This window comes from Pseudomonas sp. F3-2 (assembly GCF_038804275.1).
In the GTDB taxonomy this organism is placed as follows: domain Bacteria; phylum Pseudomonadota; class Gammaproteobacteria; order Pseudomonadales; family Pseudomonadaceae; genus Aquipseudomonas.
On record NZ_CP152388.1, the window covers coordinates 2877931 to 2904738 of the forward strand.

The 26808-nt window shown below is 61.3% G+C and carries 25 protein-coding genes; 15 read left to right on the plus strand and 10 right to left on the minus strand.

Annotation, left to right across the window (positions count from 1 at the left end):
• Positions 1 to 22: 22 nt before the first annotated feature.
• The 5 genes from AAGQ88_RS13140 to AAGQ88_RS13160 all read right to left on the minus strand — a co-directional run bounded on the left by AAGQ88_RS13140 (position 23) and on the right by AAGQ88_RS13160 (position 4139).
• Entirely contained in the window at positions 23 to 460 is a 438-nt protein-coding gene (locus AAGQ88_RS13140; protein ID WP_342655624.1) for a GspH/FimT family pseudopilin, read from the minus strand.
• A gap of 1 nt (position 461) precedes the next feature.
• Positions 462 to 887, minus strand: a complete 426-nt coding sequence (gspG, locus tag AAGQ88_RS13145) for a type II secretion system major pseudopilin GspG (protein ID WP_342655625.1) — start codon at positions 885 to 887, stop codon at positions 462 to 464.
• 10 nt (positions 888 to 897) lie between these two features.
• The gene (gspF, locus tag AAGQ88_RS13150) at positions 898 to 2100 is read right to left on the minus strand and encodes a type II secretion system inner membrane protein GspF (protein ID WP_342655626.1); all 1203 of its coding nucleotides are present in this window, start codon (positions 2098 to 2100) and stop codon (positions 898 to 900) included.
• A 2-nt stretch (positions 2101 to 2102) separates the two neighbouring features.
• On the minus strand, positions 2103 to 3827 hold the full coding sequence (gene gspE / locus AAGQ88_RS13155) for a type II secretion system ATPase GspE (protein WP_342655627.1): 1725 nt from the start codon (positions 3825 to 3827) through the stop codon (positions 2103 to 2105).
• A gap of 84 nt (positions 3828 to 3911) precedes the next feature.
• Complete coding sequence (locus tag AAGQ88_RS13160) at positions 3912 to 4139, minus strand: hypothetical protein (RefSeq protein ID WP_342655628.1); 228 nt, start codon at positions 4137 to 4139, stop codon at positions 3912 to 3914.
• A 470-nt stretch (positions 4140 to 4609) separates the two neighbouring features.
• Here AAGQ88_RS13160 and AAGQ88_RS13165 point away from each other — a divergent pair, with 470 nt between their 5' ends.
• On the plus strand, positions 4610 to 7345 hold the full coding sequence (locus AAGQ88_RS13165) for a glycoside hydrolase family 3 C-terminal domain-containing protein (protein WP_342655629.1): 2736 nt from the start codon (positions 4610 to 4612) through the stop codon (positions 7343 to 7345).
• Positions 7346 to 7457: 112 nt separating this feature from the next.
• Here AAGQ88_RS13165 and AAGQ88_RS13170 read toward each other — a convergent pair whose 3' ends face one another.
• Positions 7458 to 8084: a TetR/AcrR family transcriptional regulator gene (locus tag AAGQ88_RS13170; protein WP_342655630.1), complete on the minus strand. Its 627-nt coding sequence runs from the start codon at positions 8082 to 8084 to the stop codon at positions 7458 to 7460.
• Between the two features lie 170 nt (positions 8085 to 8254).
• The gene (locus AAGQ88_RS13175; protein WP_342655631.1) at positions 8255 to 8812 is read right to left on the minus strand and encodes a TetR/AcrR family transcriptional regulator; all 558 of its coding nucleotides are present in this window, start codon (positions 8810 to 8812) and stop codon (positions 8255 to 8257) included.
• A gap of 95 nt (positions 8813 to 8907) precedes the next feature.
• Between AAGQ88_RS13175 and AAGQ88_RS13180 the strand changes: the two genes are divergently transcribed.
• The 5 genes from AAGQ88_RS13180 to AAGQ88_RS13200 all read left to right on the plus strand — a co-directional run bounded on the left by AAGQ88_RS13180 (position 8908) and on the right by AAGQ88_RS13200 (position 13424).
• On the plus strand, positions 8908 to 9552 hold the full coding sequence (locus tag AAGQ88_RS13180) for a glutathione S-transferase (protein ID WP_342655632.1): 645 nt from the start codon (positions 8908 to 8910) through the stop codon (positions 9550 to 9552).
• Between the two features lie 70 nt (positions 9553 to 9622).
• Complete coding sequence (locus AAGQ88_RS13185; protein ID WP_342655633.1) at positions 9623 to 10594, plus strand: alpha/beta hydrolase; 972 nt, start codon at positions 9623 to 9625, stop codon at positions 10592 to 10594.
• 70 nt (positions 10595 to 10664) lie between these two features.
• Entirely contained in the window at positions 10665 to 11663 is a 999-nt protein-coding gene (locus AAGQ88_RS13190; protein WP_342655634.1) for an NADPH:quinone oxidoreductase family protein, read from the plus strand.
• 93 nt (positions 11664 to 11756) lie between these two features.
• A complete protein-coding gene (locus AAGQ88_RS13195) occupies positions 11757 to 12674 on the plus strand; it encodes an alpha/beta hydrolase (protein ID WP_342655635.1) in 918 nt (305 codons plus the stop codon).
• A 201-nt stretch (positions 12675 to 12875) separates the two neighbouring features.
• On the plus strand, positions 12876 to 13424 hold the full coding sequence (locus AAGQ88_RS13200) for a nuclear transport factor 2 family protein (protein WP_342655636.1): 549 nt from the start codon (positions 12876 to 12878) through the stop codon (positions 13422 to 13424).
• Positions 13425 to 13483: 59 nt separating this feature from the next.
• Here the strand turns inward: AAGQ88_RS13200 and AAGQ88_RS13205 are convergent, their stop codons facing one another.
• The 3 genes from AAGQ88_RS13205 to AAGQ88_RS13215 all read right to left on the minus strand — a co-directional run bounded on the left by AAGQ88_RS13205 (position 13484) and on the right by AAGQ88_RS13215 (position 16754).
• Positions 13484 to 13960 (minus strand): hypothetical protein, encoded by a 477-nt coding sequence (locus AAGQ88_RS13205; protein ID WP_342655637.1) that lies wholly within the window; start codon positions 13958 to 13960, stop codon positions 13484 to 13486.
• Positions 13961 to 14044: 84 nt separating this feature from the next.
• Positions 14045 to 15724, minus strand: coding sequence for a methyl-accepting chemotaxis protein (locus AAGQ88_RS13210; protein WP_342655638.1), 1680 nt, complete (start codon positions 15722 to 15724; stop codon positions 14045 to 14047).
• Between the two features lie 130 nt (positions 15725 to 15854).
• Positions 15855 to 16754, minus strand: coding sequence for a LysR family transcriptional regulator (locus AAGQ88_RS13215; protein ID WP_342655639.1), 900 nt, complete (start codon positions 16752 to 16754; stop codon positions 15855 to 15857).
• A 114-nt stretch (positions 16755 to 16868) separates the two neighbouring features.
• Between AAGQ88_RS13215 and AAGQ88_RS13220 the strand changes: the two genes are divergently transcribed.
• From AAGQ88_RS13220 to AAGQ88_RS13260, 9 genes are all read left to right on the plus strand, one after another.
• On the plus strand, positions 16869 to 18059 hold the full coding sequence (locus AAGQ88_RS13220; protein ID WP_342655801.1) for a CoA transferase: 1191 nt from the start codon (positions 16869 to 16871) through the stop codon (positions 18057 to 18059).
• Positions 18060 to 18075: 16 nt separating this feature from the next.
• Positions 18076 to 19041 carry a hydroxymethylglutaryl-CoA lyase gene (locus tag AAGQ88_RS13225; protein ID WP_342655640.1) on the plus strand — a complete coding sequence of 322 codons (966 nt, stop codon included), beginning with the start codon at positions 18076 to 18078 and terminating at the stop codon, positions 19039 to 19041.
• Positions 19038 to 19430: a VOC family protein gene (locus AAGQ88_RS13230; protein WP_342655641.1), complete on the plus strand. Its 393-nt coding sequence runs from the start codon at positions 19038 to 19040 to the stop codon at positions 19428 to 19430. Before AAGQ88_RS13225 ends, AAGQ88_RS13230 begins: the two co-directional genes overlap by 4 nt.
• A 13-nt stretch (positions 19431 to 19443) precedes the next feature.
• A complete protein-coding gene (locus tag AAGQ88_RS13235) occupies positions 19444 to 20385 on the plus strand; it encodes a D-2-hydroxyacid dehydrogenase (protein WP_342655642.1) in 942 nt (313 codons plus the stop codon).
• 41 nt (positions 20386 to 20426) lie between these two features.
• Positions 20427 to 21728: a dicarboxylate/amino acid:cation symporter gene (locus AAGQ88_RS13240; RefSeq protein ID WP_342655643.1), complete on the plus strand. Its 1302-nt coding sequence runs from the start codon at positions 20427 to 20429 to the stop codon at positions 21726 to 21728.
• Positions 21729 to 21796: 68 nt separating this feature from the next.
• Positions 21797 to 22660, plus strand: a complete 864-nt coding sequence (locus AAGQ88_RS13245; RefSeq protein WP_342655644.1) for a LysR family transcriptional regulator — start codon at positions 21797 to 21799, stop codon at positions 22658 to 22660.
• A 103-nt stretch (positions 22661 to 22763) separates the two neighbouring features.
• The gene (locus tag AAGQ88_RS13250; RefSeq protein ID WP_342655645.1) at positions 22764 to 23987 is read left to right on the plus strand and encodes an MFS transporter; all 1224 of its coding nucleotides are present in this window, start codon (positions 22764 to 22766) and stop codon (positions 23985 to 23987) included.
• A 157-nt stretch (positions 23988 to 24144) separates the two neighbouring features.
• On the plus strand, positions 24145 to 25281 hold the full coding sequence (gene solA, locus AAGQ88_RS13255; RefSeq protein WP_342655802.1) for an N-methyl-L-tryptophan oxidase: 1137 nt from the start codon (positions 24145 to 24147) through the stop codon (positions 25279 to 25281).
• 128 nt (positions 25282 to 25409) lie between these two features.
• Complete coding sequence (locus AAGQ88_RS13260; protein ID WP_342655646.1) at positions 25410 to 26795, plus strand: MFS transporter; 1386 nt, start codon at positions 25410 to 25412, stop codon at positions 26793 to 26795.
• Positions 26796 to 26808 lie beyond the last annotated feature (13 nt).

Consider the following 26808-nt stretch of genomic DNA (forward strand, 5'->3'; position numbering starts at 1 on the left):
AGGGTGAATCCGTGCTCGCGGCTCAATTGAGCGTGCGCAACTGAACGTTGCCGGTCAGCCAGTTAATGTCGACCCGCCAGTGCTTGTCGCCCCGGCTCAGCAGCAAGTGGCCGCCACTGGAGCCGCCGTCCGGATAGAACTCGAACGCCGCGCCCAGTCCGTCGGCGGTCTGCAGCTGCACGTGCATGTCATCGGGCAGGTGCCGGACCGCTTGCAGCGGTGCCTGAAACCGGCCGTTTCTGAGGTCGAAACGGGTCTGCGCCGGTTGCCCCGTGACAATCGCCTGCACCCTGGCCGCGCGCAGTGCCTGGACCACCTCGCTCAAGGCACGTCGTTCGCCGGCGCTGTGCAGACCTTTGCCCACGCCGAAGCCCACCAGTGCGACGCTGATGCCGATCAGCACGATCACCACCAGCAATTCGAACAACGTGAAGCCGCGGGTGCGGGGCAGGGCGCGCATGTTATTCCCAGTTACCGAGGTCGGCTTTATAGCCGTCGCCGCCTGGCTGGCCGTCCTGGCCGAAGAAGATCAGGTCGAAGCTGCCGTGCTCGCCCGGGAAGCGATAACCGAAGGGATGACCGAACGGATCCTTCAGGTCCGACTGCTTGGCGTAAGGGCCTGCCCAGCCGGTCGCATTCGCGGGTTTGCTGACCAGCGCCTGGAGGTTGGCCGGCGGTGAGCCGACATCCAGCCCGTAGCTTTCGATCTTCATGCTCAGGCTGGCCAGTTGTGCCTTGCCGGCGCCGTACTTGCCCTTGTCGACGTTGCCGCCGACCTGCCGCACGACGATGGTTGCCACGATGCCGAGCAAGACGATCACCGCCAGCATTTCCAGCAGGGTGAAGCCGCCCTGGCGACGGCCAGGGGCTGATTTGAATCGAGTCATGTGTATTTCCTCAAATGTTACTGGTCAGGCTCATCAGCGGAAGCATGATGGCCAGCATGATCACCGCCACCATGACGGCCATGACCACGGTCAGGCTGGGTACCAGCGCCGCGAGCATGCGGTCGATGCCACGTTTGGCCTCGACATCGAAAACGTCTGCAACCTTGAGCAGCATGCTGTCGAGGTTGCCGGCCTGTTCACCGACCTCGATCATTTGCAGCGCGAGTTCTGGCAGCAACGGCTGCGCGCCAAAGGCCTGGGCGAGGGTGCCGCCGCCCTTGACCCACTCGGTCGCTTGCTCCACCTGGGCGCGCAGGGCGTGATTGCCGCAGACCTGGCGCACGATATTCATGGCCTGCAGCAGGGCCACGCCATTACTGAGCAAAGTGCCCAGCGTGCGGGCCAGTCGGGCGGCCTCGACACGCTGCAGCAGCGGGCCGATGACTTTCAGCGACAGCACGCGCCGGTCGTGTCGTTGCCGACGTTGCGGGTCGCGGCGCAGCACCGCGATGCTCCAGATGGTTGCGACCACGGCGCCGAGCAGCAGCAGGCCGTACGCGCTCAGAAACTCGCCCAGGCCGAGAATGGCTTGAGTGATCAATGGGATCGGCACGCCCAGATCGCGGAAGATCGGCACGAATTGCGGCACCACATACGCCAGCAGCAGGGCCAGTGAGCCCAGCACGCCCACTACCAGAAAAATCGGGTAGATCAGTGCGTTGACCACTTCACCGCGCAGCTTCTGACTGCGCTCCAGGTATTCGCAGAGCTGACGCAGGGTATTTTCCAGCGAGCCGCCGGCCTCACCGGCGCGGACCATGCTGATGTAGAGGCTGGAGAACTGGCCGTGCTCTTCTTCCAGCGCCTGACTCAGCGGTTTGCCGGCCTTGACCTGTTCGCGCACCCGCTCGAACAGCGCCAGGCGTCTGGGGTCGTGGTTTTGCCTGAGCAGCGTGCCGAGCGCACGCTCGAGCGGCTGGCCCGCACCCAGCAAGGTGGCCAGTTGCTGAGTGAAGCTGACCAGCGCTGCGCCGTTCAGCACGCTGCGCCGCATCGCAGCACCCATGCCGCTGCTGGCACCGGCTTCCAGACTGAGCAGCAACAGGCCGCGCTTTTGCAGGGCCGTGGCGGCCGCCTGCTGATCGGCCGCTTCCAGTGAGCCGTTGCGGGCGACACCCTCGGCGTCCAGCGCTCGGTATTTGAAGTGCGCCATGATCAATCGCCGCGCGTGACGCGCAGCACCTCTTGGAGGGACGTCACGCCGGCCACGGCCTGACGCAGCCCTTCTTCGTAAAGCGTACGCAGTCCGCCCCGGCGCGCGGCCTGTTCCAGGGTGGCAGCGTCCGCCTGGCGCATCAGCAGGCTGCGCAGTTCTTCGTTCATCACCAGCAGTTCGGTGATTGCACTGCGCCCGTGATAGCCACCGCCAGGCATATCGGTGGCGGGACGGTACAGCATGATCGGGCGCTGATCGGTGAAACGCTCCAGGCCGTGCTCGGCCACCAGTTCGGCCGGCGCCTGAAACGCAATGCGCGTCAGCGGGTCGAGGCGGCGCACCAGTCGCTGGGCCAGAATGCCTTTGACGGTCGACGCGATCAGGTAACTTTCCACGCCCATGTCGAGCAGCCGCGTGATACTTGCCGCCGCACTGTTGGTGTGCAGGGTCGACAGCACCAGGTGGCCGGTGAGGGAAGACTGAATTGCGATGCGGCAGGTCTCCAGGTCGCGCATCTCGCCGATCATGATCACGTCCGGGTCCTGACGCACGATGGAGCGCAGCGCGCCGGCGAAGTCCAGGCCAATGGAAGGCTTGACCTGAATCTGGTTGATGCCTTCGAGTTGGTATTCCACCGGGTCTTCGACGGTGATGATCTTGCGTTCGGCGGTATTGAGACGAGACAGGGCGGTATACAGCGTGGTGGTCTTGCCCGAGCCGGTGGGGCCGGTGACCAGCAGGATGCCGTGAGGGTTTTCCAGCACGTCGAGGAAATTCTGCAGACGCTCGCCGTCCATGCCCAGGCTCGGAAAGTCGAAGCTGACGGTCTGGCGATCGAGCAGGCGCATGACCACCGACTCACCAAAACTGGTGGGCACCGTGCTCACCCGCAAGTCCAGCTCCTTACCCTGAATGCGCAGCATGATGCGGCCGTCTTGCGGCAGACGCCGCTCGGCGATGTCCAGACGGGCCATGATTTTCAGGCGCGAGATGACTGCAGCCGAGGAGCTCGAGGGCGGCGCTTCGGCTTCATGCAGCACACCGTCGATGCGGTAACGCACTTTGAGCTGGTTTTCGAACGGCTCAATATGAATGTCCGACGCACGCTGCTCGACCGCCCGCTGCAGGATCAGGTTGACCAGGCGAATGACCGGCGCTTCGGAGGCAAGGTCCTTGAGGTGTTCGATGTCTTCTTCGGCGCCGTTGTGCTCATCCATGGTTTCGATCAGCGAGCCCATGGCGGAACGGCCCTGGCCGTAGAAACGCTCGATCAGCCCGTCGACCTCGTTCGCCAGACCGACTGAGACGTAGACGGGCGTCTGGCTGGCGTAACGGACGGCCTCCAGGGCATAGACATTGGCGGGATTGGCAGCCAGCACGTGCACGCCGTCGGCATGCCGGCCCACGGGCAGCAATCGGTGGTGGCGCATGAAGCGCTCGCTCAGCGCGGGTGACGTTTCATCGGGCACCGGTACTGCGTCGGCGATCAGCAGCGGCGCCTCGAGGGTCGACGCCCACGCCCGGGCCATGTCCATTTCGGACACCAGACCCAGGCGTGTCAGCAGTTCGGTCAGCGAACTGCCAGGGGATTCGTGTGCCAGTCGGCGCGCCCGATCCAGATCACCCGGTTTGAGTCCGGCATTCGCCAACAGCCAGGCGCACAACGCTTCTGACGGGTGCTCGGTCAGTTGTTCCAGACGGACAGGTTTGAAAGTATCGGACACGACGTGGCTTCAATTAGCGACAAACTATGAAGGGACTGTTTAAAGTCCCCTCATCGGTTGTAAGTGATTACGGTAAGTTGTCATTCAGTGGGCAGAAGTCGACGACTGTTCAGTTGGGCGGCCACGCTTGTTTTCGTCCGCTTGAACTTGTTTATGTTGTTTCTTATCGACTTTTACATTCTGGGTCTGGGTCATGACGGTTGAGTCAGGTGCGCCCGATACCGATTCCGTGGTGCTCGATTCGGCGGCCAGCGTGGTGCCGGCAACTGCAAAGGCCATGGCGGCAGTAGCGGCAAGTAGTGGCAATTTCATGTGATGATTCTCCAGATGTGCAACGAGTGTTGGGATGACGTAAGGCCTTGACCCAGACGCTTTTCCTGGGCTGTGAGGTCAATTGAAACCCCCGGTTTCCGGGCGCTTCAAGGGCCTTCAGATCATTTTTGCTAAACCTACAGACCTGTAGGTTTAGCGAGAGTTCAGCGACTGTATCAAAAAATTTCCGATATTTTTCATTGTTGATATTTTCGTTTGACTTCAACTAAAAACAATTGCCTTAATTTAAATGACGCGGGGATTCACCGCGTATTAGCTGGCGCTGTGCCAGTAACTTTGGTTTTACCTGACCTATCGCCCAAGTTCATTGCTTGCAGGTGCGCCACATTCCTTTGTCCGTCGTTTCTATTCGGAACTTCGGTATAGGCGACGTATTGCCCTGAATAAAAGGGTTGTGGCCTGTCAACTGCGACAATTGCGCGCAGGCGATATATGGAGAGTTTTTTCTTATGCGAACCCGTAAAACTTTAGGTGCACATTCGGCACTGGCATTGTTGAGTCTGGCCATCGGTCACGCCAATGCGGCAACGACCACCCAAGAGCAGTTGGCCGCCAAGGAAGTGCGTGCAGACAAGGCCGCCGAGAAAACCCTGGCCAAGATGACCCAGGAAGAGAAGCTGGCGTACATCGGCGGTATCGGTGGCTGGGACGTCAAGCCGCTGTCCCAGTATGGCGTACCGCAGATCCACGGTGCGGACGGTGGTGCGGGCATTCGCTACACCAGCGAAGGCAACGATCCGGGCGTGGTCTATCCGTCCGGCCCGAACCTTGCGGCCACGTTCAACCCGCGTCGGGCGATCGACTTCGGCCGCGCGCTGGGTTACGACACTGCCACCGGCGGCTATCAGTTCGTGACCGGTCCCGGCATGAACCTGTATCGCATGCCGTGGAGCGGTCGGGCATTCGAGTACCTCTCCGGTGAAGATCCGTTCCTGGGCGCAAGCCTCGGTCCTGCGGTCATCAACGGCATTCAGCAGCGCCGTGTCTGGGCCGAAGCCAAGCACTACGCGGGTAACGATCAGGAAACCAACCGCTTCATCCTCAACCAGGTCATGCCCGAGCGCGTGCTGCGCGAGATGACCCTGCCGCCGTTCGAGTCGGCCACCAAGAACGGCACCGTCGCGATGATGATGTGCTCTTTCCAGAAGGTGAACGGTGAGTACGCGTGCGAGAACAAGCACCTGATCGCCGACATCCTGAAGAAGGAATGGGGCTTCAAAGGGCTGGTGCAGAGCGACTACAACGCCATCGTTCACGGTCTGCCTGCCGCTCAGGCGGGCTCGGATCTGGACATGATGGGCGGCCAGATGAACAGCTCGGTGCTCAAGCCGTACCTGGACAGCGGCGAGCTGGACATGGCGACCATCGATGACAAGGTTCGCCGCATCCTCAAGAACATCTACCTGTACCAGTTCGACAAGTTCGCACCGCTGACCGCGCACAACATGAACAGCGCCACCAGCAACAAGGTCGCGCTGAACATCGCCCGTGAAGGCATCGTGTTGCTGAAAAACCAGAACGATGTCCTGCCGCTGGACAAGTCGAAGGTCAAGCGCATCGCCGTGGTTGGCGATCTGGCCAAGTACGCGCCGCCGACCGGTTTCGGCAGTGCCCACGTCGACGCCACCCGCTACGTCAGCGAGCTAAGCGGTCTGCAGCAGATGGCACCGGGTGCCAAGGTCGAGTTCCTCGACGGCCTGTCGCTGGACCCGACCGCGTCGACCTGGACCACCACCGACAGCAAGGGCAACGCCGTTGCCGGTCTGAAGACCGAGTTCTTCACCAACGCCAACTGGTCCGGTGATCCATCGGCTACGCGCATCGACACCCATGTCGACATGGACTGGTCCACGGACGATCTGCCAAGCAACGGCGACACGGCCAATACGTCGATCCGCTGGAGTGGCCAGATGACGCCGGTCACCAGTGGCGAGCAGGTGTTCAAAGTGCGCGCCGACGGTGCAGTGCGTCTGTGGGTCAACGGTGAGAAGATCATCGACAACGGCGATGGCGAGAACATCACCAACAAGAGCATCCCACCGACCATTCCGGTCTCCGGCAAGATCAAGCTGGAAGCCGGCAAGGCCTACGACGTGAAGCTTGAGTACTCGCGCCGTGACGGTTACCTGTCCACCATGGGCGGCCTGGTCGGCGTGCAGATGGCCTGGGCATCCCTGACCGCGCCGCAGGACCTGTCCAAGTACGACGCCGTGGTCGTGGCAGTGGGCAACAGCAACGAATACGAAGGCGAGGGTTTCGACCACAGCTTCGATTTGCCTGAGTACCAGAACGAGCTCATCCAGAACATCGCCAAAGCCAATCCGAACACCATCGTCACGATGCATGGCGGAACCGGCTTGAAGATGAGCGACTGGATCGATCAGGTTCCGGCTGCGCTGCACGCCTTCTACCCGGGCCAGAACGGTGGTCAGGCGCTGGCCGAGATCCTGTTCGGCAAGGTCAACCCGTCGGGCAAGTTGCCGATCAGTATCGAGCGCAATATCGAAGACAACCCGCTGTACGCGGATTTCCCGCACTTCGATAACACCCGCACGCTCAAGGAAATCAGCTACAAGAATGACCTGACGATGCTCGGCTATCGCGGTTACGACAAGACCGGCACCAAGCCGCTGTTCGCCTTCGGTCATGGCCTGTCGTACACGCAGTTCAGCTACAACAATATCTCGGTCACGCCGGGCGTTGCCGTGGGCAACACGCCGATCAAGGTTTCCTTTGACCTGACCAACAGCGGCAAGCGTGCCGGTTCCGAAGTGGCTGAGCTTTACGTGGGTCAGCAGAACCCGAAAGTGGAGCGCGCGGTCAAGGAGCTCAAGGGCTACAAGAAGGTCTTCCTGCAACCGGGTGAAACCCGTCACGTGACCATCGAGCTCAACGACCGCTCGCTGGCTTACTACGACGACACCAGCAAGCAGTGGGTGGTCGATGCCGACACCTTCAACATTGCCGTGGGCGCCGCCTCCGATGACATCCGTCTCAACGCCAAACTGGTCAACTCGTTCCGCCAGGAGCTGTCGACCACCACCAGCAACCCGCTGCCGCGTTCGGCGCTGAACTCGGTGAAGGTCACGCTACCTGCCGTGAAGACCGGTGGCGTCTTCGATCAGGATGAAAGTGTCGACGACAGTAACGGCAACGCCGATTACGACGGCAACACCGAGTACTGATAAAAGGGCGCGGGGCCGGGGCTGACCCTTGAGGTCTGCGTCCGGTCCTGTCGCCAACGGAAGTCGGGGTGATCGCTTCGCAACGCAGGTTGCAAGGCATCACCCCGATCTTTTACGCCTGAATGTCGCGCTTGACCTGTGCCATGTAGCTTTCGAAGTTCTTCACCAGATCGACCTTGTCCGGAAAGCGCAGCCATTGCAGTTGCAAGCCGTCCATCATCGCCAGCACTTGCTGGATGACCCCGTCCAGATCCACATCCCCACGCACTTCACCGGCCGCCACGAGGTAATCGAGGCGAGCACGCATGCGTCCGTGAATCATCTGATAACGCGACTGAAACCATTCCCAGGCCGGGTGGCTGTCCACCAGGCTTTCGGCATTGAGGATGCTGAACGCCCGGATGACGCCCGGTGCCGTGGCGTTCGAGCGGTTTATCTGCTGCAGCCCTTCAATGAAGCCATTGAGGGTCGGTTCGCTCTGGACTTCGTCGGCCACCTTCTGATTGACCTCATCGCGCCGCGTCAGCACGGCCATCAGCAAGGCGACCTTGTTGGGGAAGTGGTGCAGCACGCCCGCCACCGAAATGCCGACGAGGTCGGCGATCCGGGCAATCGAAGCGCCGGCATAGCCCTCCAGCGAGTAGAGCCCGAGTGCGGCGTCGAGCACCTCTTCACGGCGCTTCTCGCCCTTGGGCGCGCGCCGCGTGCGGGGAGGGGAGTCTGACGTATGTTCTGGCATATCCACCTTGTTCGTGACGACCGGCAAAGTTCAGGGCACCCACTTTACGTGAGCTTTCCCCTCGGTCGCCAGTGTGGCGTGTCGTCGGCCTTGCGATGCCTGGGTGGCCTGTTCAAAACCGCTGGCACCCTTGAGCCAGCGGACTCAAGGCCGTACGGGCATGAGCGCCGTCAAGGCACCAGCCCGGCCTTGCGATAGGTTTCAATGGTGGTGTCGTAGACGCCGATGTCGCCCCGGCCACGGGCGATGAGTTGCGCGCCCTCGACGGCGGCGTAAATCGCCAGGGCCTGGAGCGCTTGCTCCTCACTGTTCAGTTGCGGCCGGCAGATGGCCAGAACCTCGGTGAGCCACTGCACATTGAGCTGAGTAAAACCGTCGACCTCCGTGCGCACCTCGGCGGGCAGGTCGTCATATTCGGCGGCCATGATGCCGCACAGGCACATGCGGTTATCGTCCACCAATGCCATGCGAAAGACATCGGTGTAGCCCTTGATCCACACCGCCGTATCATCCGAATTGCCGCGCAGCGCCTGCAGATAGGCGCGACCGTCTTCGGTGTAACGCTTGGCCAGCGCCGCGCCCAGATCCCCTTTGGTAGGGAAGTGATAGTGGATGCTCGCGCTTTTTATGCCCACTTCCTTCGCCAGCTCCCTGAAGCTCAGCCCGTTGTATCCACGGGTCTGCACCATCTTGCGGGCGGCCGACATGATGACTTCACGTGTGTCCATGAAAATTTACCTCTCTATCGATAGATAGACGTTGACAGCCTGAAAATCTGCCGCCATTGTATATCTACCAGTAGATAGATAGCTATGGAGCACGCATGAAAGTTTTCGATATCCCCGGTTTTCCCAACCCGCTGCGCATTCGAATTGTCCTCGCGGAGAAGGGCCTGGCGTCTAGCGTCGAGTTCGTCAAGGTCGACCTGCCAGCCGCCGAGCACAAGCAGCCAGCCTTTCTGGAGATCAATCCGCTGGGTACCGTGCCGGTGTTGCAGCTGGACGATGGCACTTACCTCTCCGAATGCACGGCCATCACCGAGTACCTGGACCATCTGGACGGCAATCCAGTGCTCACCGGTAAGACGGCCAAAGAGAAAGGCGTCATCCATATGATGCAAAAGCGCGCCGAATCCGAGCTTTCGGATCCCGTGGGTTTTTACTTCCACCACGCGACACCAGGTCTGGGCGCCGCCCTGCAACCTTACAAGAGCCCGGACTGGGAAGGTCGCGTCGAATGGGGCAATCGTCAGCGGGACAAGGCGCTGGCGGGCATGCAGTACTTTGATCAGGTCTTGCGCACTCAGCCGTACATCGCCGGTGAGCAGTTCTCGATGGCCGACATCACTGTCTTCGCAGGGCTGATTTTCGCCGGTTTCGCCAGCATCCAGATTCCCGAAAACTGCACCGCGCTCGCCGCCTGGCAAGCCAAGGTGCAAGAACGTCCCAGCGTGAAAAACCCGGCTTGACGCCGTGCCCCGGTCGACGAGATCGGGGCGATCTTTCCTTCCATCCGTTCTGATTCTCAGGTGTTTTCAAATGACCGTGTTTAATCCTCGTTGGGCGCTGCGCCAGACTGTGGCCGTCGCCCTGATGGCGGCTGCGTGCTCGATCCTCTCCGCCAACGCCACGCCTGCGCCAGCGCAACCCAAGGCCGCCCATGGGTACACCCATCAGACCGCGCCCACTCGGTTCGTCGATGTCGATGGCGCTCACCTGGCCTATCGCCGGTTTGGCAAAGCAGGCGGGGTGCCGCTGGTGTTTCTTCAGCATTTCGTGGGCAACCTCGACAGCTGGGACCCTAAAGTCATCGACGGCTTTGCCCGTGATCGCGAGGTCATCCTTTTCGACAACGCAGGCGTCGCCAGTTCGAGCGGTGAAGTGCCGGACAACATCGAGGACATGGCCCGATACGCGGCCGGCCTGCTCAAGGCGCTGGGTGTAAAACAGGCGGACTTGCTGGGCTTTTCGATGGGCAGCCTGATCGCCCAGCAAGTGACGCTGGATCACCCGGATCTGGTGCGTCGTCTGATTCTGGTGGGTTCTTCGCCGCGCGGTGGCGTCGGCATGGCTTCACTGACCCCGGAATTCCAGGGCTACCTGGCGAAGAAGCGCGAGGTACCGGACGAGCTGCTGCTGGACGTGTTTTTCACCCAGAGCGCAGAAAGCCAGGCCGCCGGGCGTGAGTTCCTGACCCGTCTCAGGGCGCGCAAAATCAATCGCGATGTCGACGTCAACAGCAAGACCGCACCGGCACAGGCCGCCGCCATCGCCGGCTGGGGCAAACCTGCCGACAACGCCAACGGCTACCTGAAAAACATCAGGCAGCCGACGCTGGTGGTGTCCGGCAGCAACGACATCGTCTTCTACACGGTCAACGACGTGACGCTGCAGCAGCACCTGCCAAACGCGCAACTGGTCATTTATCCCGATTCCAACCACGGTGCGATTTACCAGTACCCCGAGCTGTTTGTGAAACATGCCTCGCTGTTCCTCAACGGGACCCGGTAAGTCTTCATCGCGCTGCCGATCCGCTCGGCAGCGCTCTTTTGTCGCGATCATTGCCTGAGGAAACGCACTCATGAAAGCGATCCAGTTCAGCACCTTTGGCGGCCCTGAAGTGCTCGAATACATCGATCTGCCGACGCCTGCGCCGGGTGTGGGCGAAGTCTTGATCGATACGTCCGCGGTCGGTGTGAACTTCCCTGATATCCGTGAGCGGATGGGGGTCTACAACCGTTCGGAGACACGCGTGGGTGGCGTGACGCTGCCCCATGTCGCGGGCCTGCAAGTCGTCGGCCGGGTGTCGCGGCTGGGGGAGGGCGTCGAGCCCACGCTGCTGGGCAGTAAAGTCATGGCGCTGATGCCCGGAGGGGCGTACGCGCAGCAGGTCGTTGCCCGTGCCGATCTGCTGGTGACGCTGGACGAATCGGCCAACGATGTCGCCATGGCCGCGCTGCCGTGCCAAGGCGTGACGGCGTACCTGGCCCTCAACGTCTGCGGTCGGTTGGCGGCAGGCGAGAGCGTCTTGATCCAGGGCGCCGCAGGCGGGGTCGGCAGCCTTGCGGTGCAAATCGCCAGGGCGATGGGCGCGCAGACGGTGATCGGCACCGCCAGTACCGAAAGTCGTCGTGCATTCGTGCGCAGCCTGGGCGCGGACCATGCCATCAGCTACGACACGCCGCAGTGGCCCGAGCACATCCGGGCCCTGACGCAGGGACGCGGGGTGGACGTCATTCTCGAGACCATAGGCGCTGAGGTGTTCGATCAGAACTTCGAGTGTCTGGCCATGCTCGGGCGTTGCGTGGTGGTGGGTTCGACGCGCGGCCCCGGCGAGGCGTTCGCGCCGCGCAGACTGATGGCCAATGCGCAGACGCTGGCAGGGGTTTACCTGCCGACGTTCTTTCAGCGCCCGGCACTGATTCGCCAGGCGCTGCGTTTTCTTGCGGACGGCGTGAACGCCGGCACACTCAAACCTGTGATCGGCGCCGTGCTGCCATTGAGCAACACCGCCCATGCCCACGCATTACTGGAACGTCGTGAAGTGCAGGGCGTCATCGTGCTCGATCCGAGGCGTTGACGACGGGTTTACCTCGGGCCGCGAGGCCCGGTTGCCCAACAGGGTATCAGCGACGGGAATGAGCCAATGCGCTGCAGAAGATCGGCCCTATGGATGAGCGTCATTACGCTGCTGTTGATATGCGGTCTGATTGAACCGGCCATCGCGGCCGATGTTCAGTATCGCTATGCGACGGTTGCGGGAAGCAGGATTTTCTATCGGGAAGCAGGGGATCCGGCCAGTCCGGTCGTGCTGTTGCTCCATGGTTTCCCGTCTTCGTCACACATGTTCCGGGATCTGATCCCGGCGCTGGCGGCGCACTTTCATGTGATCGCGCCGGATTATCCAGGAATGGGCAACAGCGACTCGCCCGCAGCAGGCGCACCGCCGCTGACGTTCGATGCCGTGGCACAGACGATGGACGCCTGGCTTCGGCAATCGGGTATCCAGCGCGCCGTGCTCTATCTTCAGGATTTCGGGGGACCGGTCGGGATGAGGCTGGCCACCCGTCATCCGTCATTTGTTCGCGGGCTGGTGATACAAAATACACCGCTGTCACTGGACGGATGGCAGCCCGCGCGCCTGAAGGCGGTGCAGGCCAACGCCGGTCCCGAAACGCCGGAGAAGCGCGCGGCTGCGGAGACGAGGGTGGTACTCGCGACCGATCTGTTTCTCTATCGACAGGGCGCTCGAAACCCGGACGGGCTCAGCCCGGATGCCTGGCAAAGCGATGCTGCAGCGCTGGGTGATCCGCAGAAAAGGCGGGCGATGACCGACCTGCAACTGGACATCGGCTCAAATCTTGCGCTGTATCCGCAATGGCAACACTACCTGAGCATTGCCAGGCCCAGGACGCTGGTGGTCTGGGGCGATGGCGACCCGATCTTCGTCCCCGCCGGAGCAGATGCGATCAAACGCTATGTGCCAACGGCGCAGGTGGTTCACTACCGCACCGGGCACTTTGCGCTGGAAGAAGAGCATGCCGACATCGCGCGGCGGATCATCGCGGCGTTCGGTGATTCCCGACGCTGAGTCCGACCTGCGACCTGCCAGCAGGCCGTCGCGCTTCATTTGACACTCAACTTCCCACTCACGGTTGACACCTGTGCATATACACATATGATAGGTGTCATCAAATATTGCAGGCGCCGACCTCACGGATTGGCGCCTGCTTTTGAGTCATATTGTGTAATTGCACATCAAAATATCCCCCATGAAATCGAGGAGTTAACCGTGAAGCCATTTCCTGATATCCCATCCCAGGGCAACGTCGATCCGGCTGATCGCATCAGCGCGATCGACTTTGTGAACCGGCTTAACTGGTGGTTCGAAACCTGGGACGTGGAGTCGATGCTCAATGCTTTTTTACCCGATGCAGTCGCCTACCACTTTCATGGCACCCTCAACGGTCGCGGTGAGATGCGCCAGTTTTTCGAGCGCGACTATCCCTACCTGATTCCGGGCGTCAGCCGACACGCCACCAACCACATCGTCGACGCCGACGAGGACGGCGTGGTGGTGCGTTATCAGAATCTGTTGGTGCGCTACGCATCGCCGGAGTCGGCGGCCGCGCTGGGCGATGGCCAAGCCATCAAAAGCCCTGAGGGTCTGCCCGCCATCTGGTTGTATTCGCCGATGATGGATCGGCTGCGTCGGACGGAAGACGGCTGGAAAGTCTTCGAGCGGTACATCGGCGGGTCAACCATCAACCCCCGACTGGACCCGCCGACAACCGACCCGGCCGAACTGGCTCGGTACATGCCTAAACTCAAAAATGCCTGAGGCGTGACTCTGACGGGGCGCGCCAGCCACCTCCCGGCAGTTGGCGCGGTTACGTAGGGTCATGCCTTACCGATGAGCGCGTGCGCCAGTTTGCGATCATCCGCTGACAGGTTCTGCGCGCTCATCGCGTTGTTGAGTGCTGATTCCGCACTGGAGAGCGCCCCGCGCAAGGCGCTGATCTCGATTTGCAGCTGCTTGCCGCGGGCCTCTTTTTTGTCAGCGCCCATGCCCTTGTCACTGGCCAGTTGGGCCAATTCCTGAACCTTGTCGGCGAGCTTCTGCTCGATTTCCCGAATGGCTTTCAGCGAGTCCTTGATTCCGTCCGGCAGGGCGGAGGCATCAATGTCGGCATTGCGATGCTTGTCGTCTTCGGCCTTTTTCCGGGCTTCGGGAGACAGGCTCACCTCAATGCCCCTTGCGGTGCGGATCGTGCCGGCATCCTGGTCTTCGGCAGTCGGAGCGGCTGATGTCGACGCCGCTGGCGTGGTGGTTGAAATGTGGGCCGTGAGCGGCGGGACCTGAATGTTTACTTTCATGATTCGACTCGTCCGTGTTGTTGTTTGTATCGAAAACCGCTACGCGCAAATGCTGAGCCGCGGCTGCGTGCGACCGTCGCTCCTTCAAATCCTGAATTGCCTGATCGCAGCGCCCAGTTCAGCACTGAGCGAAGACAGCTCGCGCGCCGTGTCGGCGCCTTGCCGGGTGTCGCGGGCCACCGACTCGATGGACGTTGCGATGTGTTGAACGCTGCGATTGATTTCTTCGGAGACGGCGGTCTGTTCGCTGGCCGCGCCAGCGATCTGGGCGTTCATCGAGTTGATGGTCGAGATAAGGCCAGCGATTGCCTCCAGTGAGGTCATCGCGCGCAACGCGCGTTCACGGGTCTGGCTGCCTGTTTCGCTTGACTGAGTCATTGCGCTGACAGTGTTCACCGTGCCGTCCTCGAGCCGCCCGATCATGCCGTGGATTTCTTTCGTGCTTTCCTGCGTTCGGCTGGCGAGCGCCCGGACTTCATCGGCGACGACGGCAAACCCACGGCCGGCTTCTCCGGCGCGCGCCGCTTCGATCGCAGCGTTGAGCGCCAGCAGATTGGTCTGATCGGCTATCGATCGGATGACAGCGAGGACGCCAGCGATTGCGCCGACCTCTGACTGTAACCGGGTCAACGACACGCCGCTGGTCTGCAGGTTGTCTACCAGCACGTTCACGCTGTCCACGCTGGCATTGACGATTTCCCCTGCGCAGGCGCCCTCGTGCTGTGCCTGATTGGCCGCGTGTGCGGCTTGCCGAGCATGTTGCGCGACCTGCGACGCGGCGGCGGACATCTGGTTGATGGCAGCAGCGACCTGGTCGGTCTCCTGCCGTTGCAACGCCATCGCCTGCTCCGAGCGTTGCGCCTGATCCGTTACATGAGCGACCAGTGCGGTCAAGCGTTGGCCCATGGCGGCAACGTTGCCCACCAGACCCTGAATCTTGGCGACAAATCGGTTGAACGAGTGGGCAAGCTGACCCAGTTCATCATGGCTGACGGCGGGCAGGCGGCGGGTCAGGTCACCGTCGCCGGAGGCAATACTTTCCAGCTGCAGCCTGAGTTGCAGCAGCGGCCGAAACAGACGCTTGACCTGCCACGCCGCGATCAGCGCGAGCACGATCGAGGCGGCAATGCTCAGCGCGAGTATCTGCATGACCAACTCGGACCGGCGTTGTCGAAGTTCATCTGTGATCTGAGCGACCTGCGCCTCTATGTCGTCAAGATTGGCCGCCGTTCCGATCATCAGTTTCCATTTGTCCAGGTACATCGCGTAGCCGAGCTTGGGGACGACCTTGTCGCTGTTGGGCAGTGCAAAACGATATGTCTGAAAATGCGAGCCATCCCGGGCAACGCGGACTAACTCATTGATCACGAACACCCCGTCCGGGTCGCGGAAATCCTTGAAGCTTTCTCCGATCTTCAAGTCCTTGTCGGCCCAGAACACCCGCACACTGTCAGTGTCGTAGCCGAAGTAATACCCGTCCGTTGAGTAATGCAGTTGCTTGAGAATGGCGATGGCCTTGTCACGCGCGCCAAGGTCGCCCGGTGCGGAAGTGGCGTAGATCGGCGCGATCGCGCTTTGTGCCACCTGGACGGCATGTTCCAGTGCGGTTTTACGCGTCGCGATAAGGGTCGCGCGGGTGTCTCTTGCTTGTTCGTCTGCCGTGGCTTGAAGCAACGTGACCGCAAGGGCGGTGATCATAAAGGCGAGTAGGAGAGCAGGGGCAACGCACAGCAAGATGACCTTGCTACGGATGGACAGCGTCATGTTCTGGCACCGGCATTGTTATTGGATGAGTGGCACAAACGGTCCAATCATTATAACCATCATCTAAAACGCCGTATGCCCGTATTACTACGTACTCATGTTGCCCGATACGTGGTCGCTTGCCCTGCGCTCACTCAAGTTGGCTCAGATAACTGAACAGGTTGGCGGCTTCCGGTGACAGCCGCTGCGGGTCGGCAACCCCGACGAACAAGGTACGCGTCGCCCAGTCGCCTTCGATGGGGATCGCGCGTAATTTGCTCACCAGCAATTCAGGGTGCACCGACCCCAGCGGCAGGATGCCGATGCCAAGTCCGGCGTTGATCATCCTGCAGATGCCGTCGAAGCTGCTGACCTGGATGCGCACTTTCAGGATCTTCCCGGTACCGGCGGCCGCGTCGCTGATCCTTCGCAGCAGTGAGCTGCCCTGGTTCAACGCGACGTAGTCGAAGTCGAGCGTATCGGCCAGCGTCACGGTTTCGCGCAATGCCAGCGGGTGATCCTGGGGTGCCAGCACCACCAGCCTGTCGCGTCTGAACGGCCGTTTTTGCAGCCGGGGTGCGGGGACGTTGTCGGCAAAAATTCCGATGTCCGCACGGCCGTCTTCCACAGCCTGGATGGTCATGTCGCTGAGGGCTTCTTCGAGGCCGATGCGCACGTGAGGGTTTGCGGTCAGGAAAGTCGCGAGATCGTCGGGCAGAAACTGGATGATCGCCGAGGTGTTGGCGAACAGCCTCACGTGACCCCGCACGCCGCTCGCGTAATCACTGGCGTCATGGGCCATGCGTTGAGCGCCTTCGAGGATATGCCGGGCGTGTTCGGCCAGGCCTCTGCCGGCCGGTGTCAGCTGCAGACCACGGGCCAGCCGGACGAATAACGTGCAGTCGGTCACGCGCTCCATTTCGGCCAGGCGCTTGCTTGCGGCGGACACGGTCATGTGCGCGGACTCGGCAGCCTTGGTCAGGTTTTCACTGTCGGCCGTGAGCACCAGCAGGCGCAGTGAAATCAGATCCAGCTGAAGCAGGTTAAGCATGTCTTCTTCCTACTGTTTCCATTCAGGAAAGAGTGGTGGAAAACTTTGAAATTCTCATCCGTTCGTTTTGGAGGGACTATCCACGCATCGCCTCCAACAAGAACGGAAAACGTCATGAGCCTACCGCTGGAAGGTATCAAGGTGGTTGAAATGGGTCAGCTGATCGCTGGGCCGTTCGCCGCCAAAATGCTTGCCGAATTCGGCGCCGAAGTGATCAAGATCGAACCGCCTGTCACCGGTGATCCCTTGCGCAAATGGCGCCTGCTTCACGACGGAACCTCCGTCTGGTGGGCTGCCCAATCTCGAAACAAACAATCCGTGACCCTCGATCTTCGTCAGGCTGAGGCCCATGACGTGGTCAAGCGGCTGATCAAAGATGCCGACATTCTGATTGAGAATTTTCGTCCCGGCACCCTTGAAAAATGGGGGCTGGGTTGGGAGGAACTGTCGGCGATCAACCCTGGACTGGTCATGCTCCGAGTGTCCGGCTACGGCCAGTCCGGCCCTTATCGAGACCTGCCGGGCTTTGGTGTGATCGGCGAAGCCATGGGCGGGCTGCGGCATCTGTCCGGTGAGCCTGGCCGCACGCCGGTCAGGGTCGGCGTCTCCATCGGCGATTCACTTTCCGCACTGCACGGTGTGATTGGCGTGCTGCTTGCCCTGCGTCATAAAGAACAGAACGGTGGCGCGGGGCAGCAGGTCGACGTCGCGCTTTATGAGTCGGTTTTCAACATGATGGAAAGCCTGATTCCGGAGTATTCGGTCTTCGGCACGGTCCGCGAACCTGCGGGCAGCAGCCTTCCGGGCATCGCACCCACCAATGCCTACCGTTGCCGAGATGGAAAGTACGCACTGATCGCAGGCAACGGCGACAGCATTTATCGCCGGCTCATGGAACAGATCGACCGCATGGATCTGGCCGACGATCCCGAGCTTGCGCAGAACGATGGCCGGGTTCGTCACGTCGCAAGAATCGACGCGGCGATTTCTACCTGGACGGCCGAGCGCTCGCTCGACGAGGTACTGGCCGCATTGAAGGCCGCCAACATTCCCTCCGGGAAGATCTACGACGCCGCGGACATTGCTGCGGACCCGCATTACCAGGCGCGCGACATGCTGCTTCCCGGCACCCTCGACGACGGTACGGCCGTCACGCTTCCCGGCATTGTGCCCAAGCTCCTGACCACGCCCGGCCGGGTTCAGTCCCGCGCGCCGACGCTAGGCCAGCACACCGATTCAATCCTTCAAGGGCTCGGCATCGACGCGAGCATCCGCGAGTCGTGGCGCAGCCGCGGCCTGATCTGATAACGGAGTAGCCTGAATGAAACGCTTGTTCATGCAGGAAGTCGCAACCCGTGACGGCTTCCAGAACGAAAAGACCTTCATCGAAACCGAGCAGAAGATCGCTCTGATCAACGCGCTGAGCCAGTGCGGTTACGCCAAGATCGAAGTGACTTCGTTCACCTCACCCAAGGCGATCCCGGCGTTGCGCGACGCCGAGGCTGTCATGGCCGGCATCACGCGTCAGCCAGGGGTCGAATACACCGTTCTGGTGCCTAACGTCCGTGGGGCTGAACGTGCGCTGGGCTGCGGCATCGACGAGGCCAACCTGGTGATGTCCGTCAGCGAGCCGCACAACCGTTCGAACCTGCGCATGACCCGAGAGCAATCATTCGCTCAGCTCAAGGATGTCGTCGGGGTGATCGGCAACGGTCCGGTGGCGGTCAACGTGTCGTTGTCGACCGTGTTCGGCTGCCCGATGCAGGGCGACGTCCCCGACAGCGACGTGCTGGGTTGGGTGGAGCGTTTTGCCGAACTCGGCGTGCGCGGCATCACCCTGTGCGACACCACCGGCATGGCATACCCGACGCAGGTCGAGTCGTTGTCCCGTGCCGTTCGCGAGCGCTTTCCGCAGTTGCAACTGACCCTGCATTTCCACAACACCCGCGGCATTGCACTGGCAAATACCCTGGCCGCCCTGCAGGCAGGCATCGACCGCTTCGACGCTTCCCTCGGTGGCCTGGGCGGATGCCCTTACGCACCGGGCGCCAGTGGCAACGTGTGCATGGAAGACCTGGTGCACATGCTCGACCTGATGGGGTACGACACCGGCATGAACCTGGATCGCGTGCTGGCGGCGTCTGCGCAGTTACCGGGCTTGATCGGGCACGACACCACGAGCCAGATCCTCAAGGCCGGTCGCCGTCTGGATCTGCATCCCATCCCTGAACACGTGCACACGCTGAGCAAGCAGGTCGCCAACCCGGAACTGGAGCGTGCTCAGTGATCGATCATCTTGACCATCTGGTGCTGACCACAATCGATGCTGACGCGTGCAGGGACTTTTACGTGCGCGTCATGGGCATGCGCGAAGAGACCTTCGGCAACGGCCGCGTCGCATTCGTGTTCGGCAAGCAGAAAATCAATGTGCACGTGCGAGGGCATGAGTTCGAGCCCAAGGCGCACCTGCCGGTGCCCGGCGCGCTGGATCTGTGCTTCATCGCCAGCACGCCGCTTGACCAGGTCGTCGCTCATCTTGAGGCGCAGGCGTGGCCGATCATCGAAGGCCCGGTACAGAGGACGGGCGCCACAGGCCCCATCCGTTCGGTTTATGTGCGTGATCCCGATCTGAACCTGATCGAGATCTCCGAGCCACTCAACCCACAATCACAATGAGAGGGCAACCCCGATGAATGTCGTGTTCCTTGATGGCGCGAGCTTGCCAACCCCGATGGAGCGTCCGGCCGAGGCCACCGGCTGGACCGTCCGCGAGAAAACAGCGTTGGATCAGGTCGTCGACGTATTGGCCGATGCTGACGTCGCAATCACCAACAAAGTGCGTATCGGCCGTGAAGCGTTGGAGAAGTTGCCACGTCTGAAGCTCATTTGCGTGGCCGCTACCGGCTACGACTGCGTGGATATCGCAGCCTGTCGGGACCAGGGCGTCACGGTGTGTAACGTCCCGGCCTACAGCGCGGTGAGCGTCGCCGAGTCGGTCATCGGCTCGCTGTTCGCGATGCGCCGCCATCTGTTGGCGTACCGTCAAGCTTCGGCAACGCAATGGCCCCAGTCCTCCCATTTCTGCGTGCATGGCGCGCCGATTCAGGACCTGCAAGGTTCTACGTTGGGGATCATCGGCCGGGGCGATATCGGCAGCCGTGTTGCGCGTTTGGCCAGAGCGCTGGAGATCAACGTGCTGTTCGCCGAACACCGTGGGGCCGACCGGGTGCGCGAAGGTTACACGGCGTTCGAGGACGTGCTCGCCACCTCTGACGCCTTGACGCTGCATTGCCCCCTCACACCTCAGACCCGCTATCTGATCGGTTCGGCCGAGATCGCCCGCATGAAACCCGGCGCCCTGCTGATCAATACCGCCCGCGGCCCGTTGGTCGACGAGAACGCCATTCTTTCAGGCCTGGCATCGGGGCAACTGGGAGGCGCTGCGCTGGATGTGCTGTACGCCGAGCCGCCGCAGGCCGACCACCCACTGCTGCATTGCGATCATCCGAATCTGCTGGTCACGCCGCATGTGGCGTGGGCCAGCCAAAGCAGCGTGGCGCGCCTCAAAACCGTACTCGCCGCGAACATCAGCGCATTCGCCGCCAGCAAGCCGATCAATGTGGTGAGTTGAGCCCGTCAGCCATTCAATGAAAACAACAAGAAGGCAGAGCCATGACAAAAATAATCAGCTCTACAGTGGATGAAATAACCGAGGCGGCACCACGCCGCAAACCGTTCTATCACCACCTGTACGTTCAAGTGCTTACGGCGATCATTCTGGGTGTGATCCTCGGCCATTTCAGCCCGGGGCTCGGTGAACAGATGAAGCCGTTGGGCGACACGTTCATCAAGCTGATCAAGATGCTCATTGCGCCGATCATTTTCTGCACAGTGGTCAGCGGCATCGCCGGCATGCAGGACCTCAAGCGCATCGGACGGATCGGCTTCAAGTCTCTGGTGTACTTCGAGGTGCTGACCACGATTGCACTGGTGATCGGCCTGATCGGCGTGAACCTGTTCAAACCCGGCGCCGGCATGCATATCAACCCGGCAACGCTGGACCCTTCGGCGATCGCCGGGTATGCCAAGGCCGCACACGATCAGTCAGTGGTGGGATTCCTGACCCACATCGTGCCGACGACGGTGTTCGGCGCCTTCACCGAGGGCGACATCCTGCAGGTGCTGTTCATTTCCGTGTTGTTCGCCTTTGGCCTGCAATTGCTCGGAGATGTCGGCAAGCCGTTGCTCAACACCATTGACCTGATCGCCAAAGCGTTCTTCCGCATGCTCAAGATCGTCATGTACCTGGCGCCGCTGGGTGCATTCGGCGGCATGGCGTTCACCGTCGGCAAGTACGGTGTGCAGTCACTGGGCGCCTACGTGAACCTGCTGGTCTGCTACTACGTCACAGGTCTGGTGTTCGTCTTCGTGGTGCTGAACATCGTTGCCAGACTCGCCGGCTTCAGCCTGTGGAAGTTTTTGAAGTACATCCGCGAAGAACTGGTGCTGGTCCTGGGGACTTCGTCGTCCGAATCCGCGCTGCCGCGTCTGATGAGCAAGCTGGAGAAGCTGGGTTGCGAGAAATCCACGGTGGGCCTGGTCGTGCCATCGGGCTACTGCTTCAACCTCGACGGCAGTTGCATCAACATGACCGTGCTGGCGATCTTCATTGCCCAGGCGCTGGACATCGATGTCTCGCTCTATCACCAGGTCACGCTGCTTCTGATCCTGCTGTTGACCTCCAAAGTCGCAGCCAGCGTGACCGGCGGTGCGTTCATCACGCTGGCTGCGACGCTGGGTTCGATCGACGTGATCCCCGCAGCAGGACTGGTGCTGGTGCTCGGCGTCTATCGCTTCATCTCCGAAGGCGGCGCCTTGATCAACGTCATCGGCAACGGCGTGGCGACCCTGTTCGTCGCCCGCTGGGATGGCGCGCTGGATCGCGAACAACTCAAGCGCGAGTTGGGCGAGTGACGCTGCACCCGTTAAGCTATGCCTCGCGCTCACTGAAGACCCTGCCGTTTACTGACCTGATGATCACCATGTTTGACTGGGATAGCCTGCGTTTTTTCTTCGCCTTCGCTCACGAAGGCTCCCTCGCGGCCGCGGCGCGTTCGCTGGGAGTGGAACACGCCACCGTGGCGCGGCGTATCGCTGCGCTGGAAACCTCGTTGAACATGAAGCTAGTGGATCGTCGAGGCCGTGTCTACCAACTCACCGAGGATGGGATGAGGGTCGCGGAATATGCCGCGCAGATGGAGGCGGCCTCTTTCGCCCTGTTGCGTTTCGCGGACGGTGAGGAGGGGCGTATTGAAGGTGAAGTGACCTTGTCCGCGCCTCCTGCTTATCTCGGGACGCTGGTGGCGCGGCGCCTGGGTGTGTTGCGAGAACGCCATCCCGGGTTGCAGCTGCGCCTGGTCGGTGCTAAGTCCACCGCATCCCTGGCCCGCAAGGAAACCGATATTTCCATCATGTTCAGCAGACCGGAAGAGCAGAGCGTAGTCGCCAAGAGTTTGGGCTCGCTGCGTTTTCATGCATACGCCAGCAAGGAATACCTGGAGCGACGCGACCCTGCGGCGTTCGAGTTCATCGGTTATGACCGCAGCATGGAGGATTCGCCTCAGCAGCAGTGGCTGCTCGAGCGCTTGCACGGCAGGGCGCTTGGCGTCACCAGTAACGACCTGCGGATACAGGCACTGGCAGCCGTCGGCCATGCCGGCATCGTGTTTCTGCCGGAGTTTCTCGGCAAGGAATATGGACTGACCCAGGCAGACGTCGACACCGACACCGTGCCGCTTGAACTGCCGCTCTGGCTCGCGTTTCACGAGGATCTGCGCAGCGCAGCGAAAATCCGCGCCGTCCTGGATTTCCTCATGGAAGGCGTCGCGCAGACCCGAGGGCTGTGAATTTTTTCACACCTCATATGTACATTTAGGAAATAGGCCGCCACCGGGCAGCTCTCTACCCTAGTCAGCATTCTGACATTCAGGTGATGAGAGGCTTTTCGCAATGAGCGGTACCCAACCCTTGCACGGCTCGCTGGCCGTGTTTCGTACGGCATGGATCGTGGTCGCGATTTTCATGCTGTCCAATGCGGCGACGCCGCTCTACAGCGCCTGGCAGGACGCCCTCGGGTTTTCGTCGGGCGTGGTGACAGTCATCTTCGCCTGCTACATCGTTGGCTTGTTGCTCACGCTCACTGTGGCGGGGCAGTTGTCGGATCATTACGGCCGCAAGGCGCTGCTGTTGCCGTGCGTGGTGCTTGCGATCATCGCGGCGTGCCTGTTCGATCAGGCGGGCAGCATCGGCGTCCTGATGTTCGCGCGCTTTCTGACAGGGGTTGCGGTGGGCCTGGTGGTCACGGGCGGGATGGCCAACGTTGTCGAGCACGCTGCGCCCCATCGCAAGCCGTTCGCCTCGCTCATCGCCTCCCTGGCGATGGTCGCCGGCGCTGGCAGCGGCCCTTTGCTGGCCGGGGTGATCGCGCAGTATTGTGCAGACGCCATCCACACCGTCTTCCGTATTGAAATCGTCATTCTGTGCATCGCGCTGCTGGCGTTGCTCAATCAGAAGAACCTCAAGCTGGGCACCGGAGCTTTCAAGGCGCGCCTGCCCAAGGTGCAGAATCAGCACCTTGGTGTGGTGTTGCGGGGGATCGCGTTTTTCGGTCCCGGCATCACCTCCACGTCCTTCGTCCTGTCGCTTGGTCCCAAGCTGATCGGCACGTTCATGGGGGTGAACAGTCCGCTGGCCACAGGCTCCATGGCATTCGCGATGTTCTTCATGGCGGTGGTCGTGCAGCTGATCGCCAAGCGGTTCAGCAGTCGCGTGGTCTTCTCGCTCAGCGGGGTCGCGACTCTCTCATCGATGGGCGTGCTATGGATCGCGCTGCAGACCCACTCCGTCACCTGGCTGGTCGTGTCAGCGTTGCTGGCCGGTGCCGGGCAGGGTGTCGGGCAATTGGGCGGGCTGACCCTGATCGCGCAGAACGTTCCTGCACAGCGCAGAGCCGAAGCCAATGCGATCTTCAACATGGGCGGCTATGTGCCGGCCGGTGCGATCCCGGTACTGACCGGTTACCTGATCGACTTCTTCGGCCTGGGTGTGGGGATCACCAGTCTGGCGCTGATCATCGCCAGCCTCGCCGGCGCGGCGCTGCTGATGCTCTGGAGAAGGTCGCCGCATCAGGTGAACGGCGCTGAAGAAGCGCGTCGGGATGGAATCAGTCGGTAATCCTGCGTCTGCCGGCCAATATCGTTTCCGCGCTGGCAGCGCCACTTTTGCTTGCGGAGGTTGATCGAAACCGGTTTTGCCGCTCAACTAACGGTTTTTGCACGGAGCACCGGCAGTGACAGAGCACTTCCACAGCGTCGTTCTTGGCCTGGGCGCCATGGGCGCGGCCACGGTTTACCAATTGTCCCGATCGGGCGTCAGGGTCGCCGGAATAGACCGGTTTTCACCGCCGCATGATCAGGGTTCCAGCCATGGCGATACGCGCATCACCCGGTTGTCGGTGGGAGAGGGCGCTCAATACGTGCCCATCGTGCGCAATGCTCATCGCATCTGGCGCGAGCTTGAGGCGTTGTCAGGGGCGTCGCTGTTCGAGCAGACCGGGTTGCTGGTGCTGACATCCCGCCCGGATTTCAACCCTGACGACAGAAACGATTTCACGCTGCGCACCATCGATCTGGCGGTCCGATACGGCATTGACCATGAGGTACTGGGCGCTGACGAGATCCGCGCACGCTTTCCTCAGTTCGCCGATGTGCTGGACAGTGCCGTGGGGTATTTCGAGCCTGAAGGCGGGTTCGTCCGTCCGGAGCGCTGCATCGACGTTCAGCTCAAGCTGGCTCAGGGCAACGGCGCCACACTGTTCAGAGGTGAAACGGTCACCGGCATCGCTGCGCAAGACAATGGTGTCGTCATCACTACCGACAAACGGACGCTTCACGCCGACAAGTTGGTGATCACTGCCGGAAACTGGACGGGCGATCTGCTGGGAGAGCCGTTCGGCAAATGGCTGAAGGTTTACCCCCAGCGATTGTTCTGGTTCGCCCTGAACGACGCCCGCCTGGTGGGGCGCTCGCCAACGTTCATCTTCACCCACGGCGAAGGCGACGACGGGGTCAATTACGGGTTTCCCGCGATCGAGGGTGAGGGCAGCCTGAAAATTGCCACCGCGCAGTACCGAACCAGCTCGACGCCGGCGGCCATGGACAGAACCGTCTCGGCAGAGCAGGGCCAGCAGATGTTCGAGGAACAGGTGCAAGGTCGCATCGCCGGGGTGTCTTCGACGGTAGTGAAATCGGCCGTCTGTGCCTACACCGTCAGCCCGGATCGGCACTTCATCATCGATGAGCATCCCGCCTTGCCGAACACGCTGGTGGTGTCGGCCTGTTCGGGTCACGGATTCAAACATTCCGCGGCTTTGGGAGAGGCGTTCGCGCAGTGGTGCCTGCATGGGAAATCCGAGCTCGACCTGTCCTCGTTTTCGCTGGCGCGGCTCAAGGAAAGCACGTTGACTTGATAACCGTGCGTTATCAATCAATGGAAATATCTCATTATTATTCATCTTTCGGTTGCCAGTACCATCCCGTCGGTGTTTCGAACCCATAACAACAAAATCGGCACATTCATGTGCCTGGAGTTCCCACCATGGCAACCGCATCTGACCGCCTGCCCGAGCCCTCGGGCATGGGCCAAGCCAGCTTTGAAGACCGTACTTACCGCAAAGTCATCCTGCGCATTCTTCCCGTTCTGCTGCTGTGCTACATGGCGGCTTATCTGGACCGCGTGAACATCGGTTTCGCCAAACTCGACATGCTCAATGACCTGCAGTTCAGCAACACGGTCTACGCCTTGGGTGCGAGTATTTTCTTCTGGGGCTATTTCATTTTCGAAGTGCCCAGCAACCTGCTGTTACACCGCTTCGGTGCGCGATTCTGGATTGCCCGGATCATGCTCAGCTGGGCTATCGTGTCCATGGCGGTGGCGTTCACGGTGCCGCTGGCGAAGTTCTTCCACATCGAATCGGAAACCATGTTCTACGTGCTGCGCTTCTTGCTCGGCATCTGTGAGGCAGGGTTCTTCCCAGGCGTCATCCTTTACCTCAATTACTGGTTCCCGACGCGTCGCCAGAGTCGCGTGATGTCCGGTTTTCTGATGGCAATGCCGATCAGTCTGACACTCGGCGGCGTGGTTTCCGGCTGGCTGATGACCAAGATGCAGGGCGTACAAGGCATGGCCGGCTGGCAGTGGCTGCTGATCATCGAAGGCATTCCCTCGGTGATCATGGCGTTCGTGGTGCTGGCGTTCATGGCCAACAACATCGATGCCGCAAAATGGCTGTCGCCTGAAGAAAAAAGTCTGCTCAAGGCCAATCTCCAGACCGACAGCAAAGGCAAGGCAACGAATCTTCGCGAGGTCTTTTTCAACGGCCGCGTGTGGCTGCTGGTGCTGATCCTGCTGACCTTCAACACCGGCTTTTACGGCCTGGCGTTCTGGATGCCGTCGATCATCAAGAGCGCCGGCGTCACCAACCCACTGGACATCGGCCTGCTGACCGCCATCCCCTACGGCATCGCCATCATTGCCATGACCCTCAACGCACGTCATTCCAACCGGACGGGCGAGCGTCGGTTGCATGCTGCGATCCCCGCCATCATCGGTGGCATCGGGCTGATCCTCAGTGCGTACTTCGCCAACAACGTGGTGCTTTCGATTGTCTTTCTCAGCGTTTCGGCGTCGGGCGTCCTCAGCCTCATGCCCATCTACTGGACGCTGCCCGGTACCGTGTTGTCCGGCGTCGCGGCGGCAGCGGGCATCGGCATGATCAATGCCATCGGCAACCTGTCCGGCTTCACCGGTTCGATGATCACGGCGGTTGCCGAGAACCTGACGGGCAATATCAACAACGGAACGTACGTCCTGGGCGCCTGCCTGTTCGTCAGTGCCGGGCTGATCCTGTCGATCCCGAGAACGATGCTGCAACGTCACACGCAAGCGTCGTCCGTGCCGGGCAGCGCAGTGCCCCAGGCCTGACGCTTCATCGAGA

Excerpts from the sequence above, each read along its gene's own strand:
- AAGQ88_RS13205 (WP_342655637.1), bottom strand. The coding sequence starts at position 13,960 with ATGAAAGTAAACATTCAGGTCCCGCCGCTCACGGCCCACATTTCAACC.
- AAGQ88_RS13180 (WP_342655632.1), top strand. The coding sequence starts at position 8,908 with ATGAAAGTTTTCGATATCCCCGGTTTTCCCAACCCGCTGCGCATTCGA.
- AAGQ88_RS13165 (WP_342655629.1), top strand. The coding sequence starts at position 4,610 with ATGCGAACCCGTAAAACTTTAGGTGCACATTCGGCACTGGCATTGTTG.
- AAGQ88_RS13235 (WP_342655642.1), top strand. The coding sequence starts at position 19,444 with ATGAATGTCGTGTTCCTTGATGGCGCGAGCTTGCCAACCCCGATGGAG.
- AAGQ88_RS13160 (WP_342655628.1), bottom strand. The coding sequence starts at position 4,139 with ATGAAATTGCCACTACTTGCCGCTACTGCCGCCATGGCCTTTGCAGTT.
- solA (WP_342655802.1), top strand. The coding sequence starts at position 24,145 with ATGGGCGCGGCCACGGTTTACCAATTGTCCCGATCGGGCGTCAGGGTC.
- AAGQ88_RS13260 (WP_342655646.1), top strand. The coding sequence starts at position 25,410 with ATGGCAACCGCATCTGACCGCCTGCCCGAGCCCTCGGGCATGGGCCAA.
- gspF (WP_342655626.1), bottom strand. The coding sequence starts at position 2,100 with ATGGCGCACTTCAAATACCGAGCGCTGGACGCCGAGGGTGTCGCCCGC.
- AAGQ88_RS13250 (WP_342655645.1), top strand. The coding sequence starts at position 22,764 with ATGAGCGGTACCCAACCCTTGCACGGCTCGCTGGCCGTGTTTCGTACG.
- AAGQ88_RS13215 (WP_342655639.1), bottom strand. The coding sequence starts at position 16,754 with ATGCTTAACCTGCTTCAGCTGGATCTGATTTCACTGCGCCTGCTGGTG.
- AAGQ88_RS13175 (WP_342655631.1), bottom strand. The coding sequence starts at position 8,812 with ATGGACACACGTGAAGTCATCATGTCGGCCGCCCGCAAGATGGTGCAG.
- AAGQ88_RS13240 (WP_342655643.1), top strand. The coding sequence starts at position 20,427 with ATGACAAAAATAATCAGCTCTACAGTGGATGAAATAACCGAGGCGGCA.
- AAGQ88_RS13245 (WP_342655644.1), top strand. The coding sequence starts at position 21,797 with ATGTTTGACTGGGATAGCCTGCGTTTTTTCTTCGCCTTCGCTCACGAA.
- AAGQ88_RS13140 (WP_342655624.1), bottom strand. The coding sequence starts at position 460 with ATGCGCGCCCTGCCCCGCACCCGCGGCTTCACGTTGTTCGAATTGCTG.
- AAGQ88_RS13190 (WP_342655634.1), top strand. The coding sequence starts at position 10,665 with ATGAAAGCGATCCAGTTCAGCACCTTTGGCGGCCCTGAAGTGCTCGAA.
- AAGQ88_RS13225 (WP_342655640.1), top strand. The coding sequence starts at position 18,076 with ATGAAACGCTTGTTCATGCAGGAAGTCGCAACCCGTGACGGCTTCCAG.
- AAGQ88_RS13195 (WP_342655635.1), top strand. The coding sequence starts at position 11,757 with ATGAGCGTCATTACGCTGCTGTTGATATGCGGTCTGATTGAACCGGCC.
- AAGQ88_RS13220 (WP_342655801.1), top strand. The coding sequence starts at position 16,869 with ATGAGCCTACCGCTGGAAGGTATCAAGGTGGTTGAAATGGGTCAGCTG.
- AAGQ88_RS13170 (WP_342655630.1), bottom strand. The coding sequence starts at position 8,084 with ATGCCAGAACATACGTCAGACTCCCCTCCCCGCACGCGGCGCGCGCCC.
- gspG (WP_342655625.1), bottom strand. The coding sequence starts at position 887 with ATGACTCGATTCAAATCAGCCCCTGGCCGTCGCCAGGGCGGCTTCACC.
- AAGQ88_RS13185 (WP_342655633.1), top strand. The coding sequence starts at position 9,623 with ATGACCGTGTTTAATCCTCGTTGGGCGCTGCGCCAGACTGTGGCCGTC.
- AAGQ88_RS13210 (WP_342655638.1), bottom strand. The coding sequence starts at position 15,724 with ATGACGCTGTCCATCCGTAGCAAGGTCATCTTGCTGTGCGTTGCCCCT.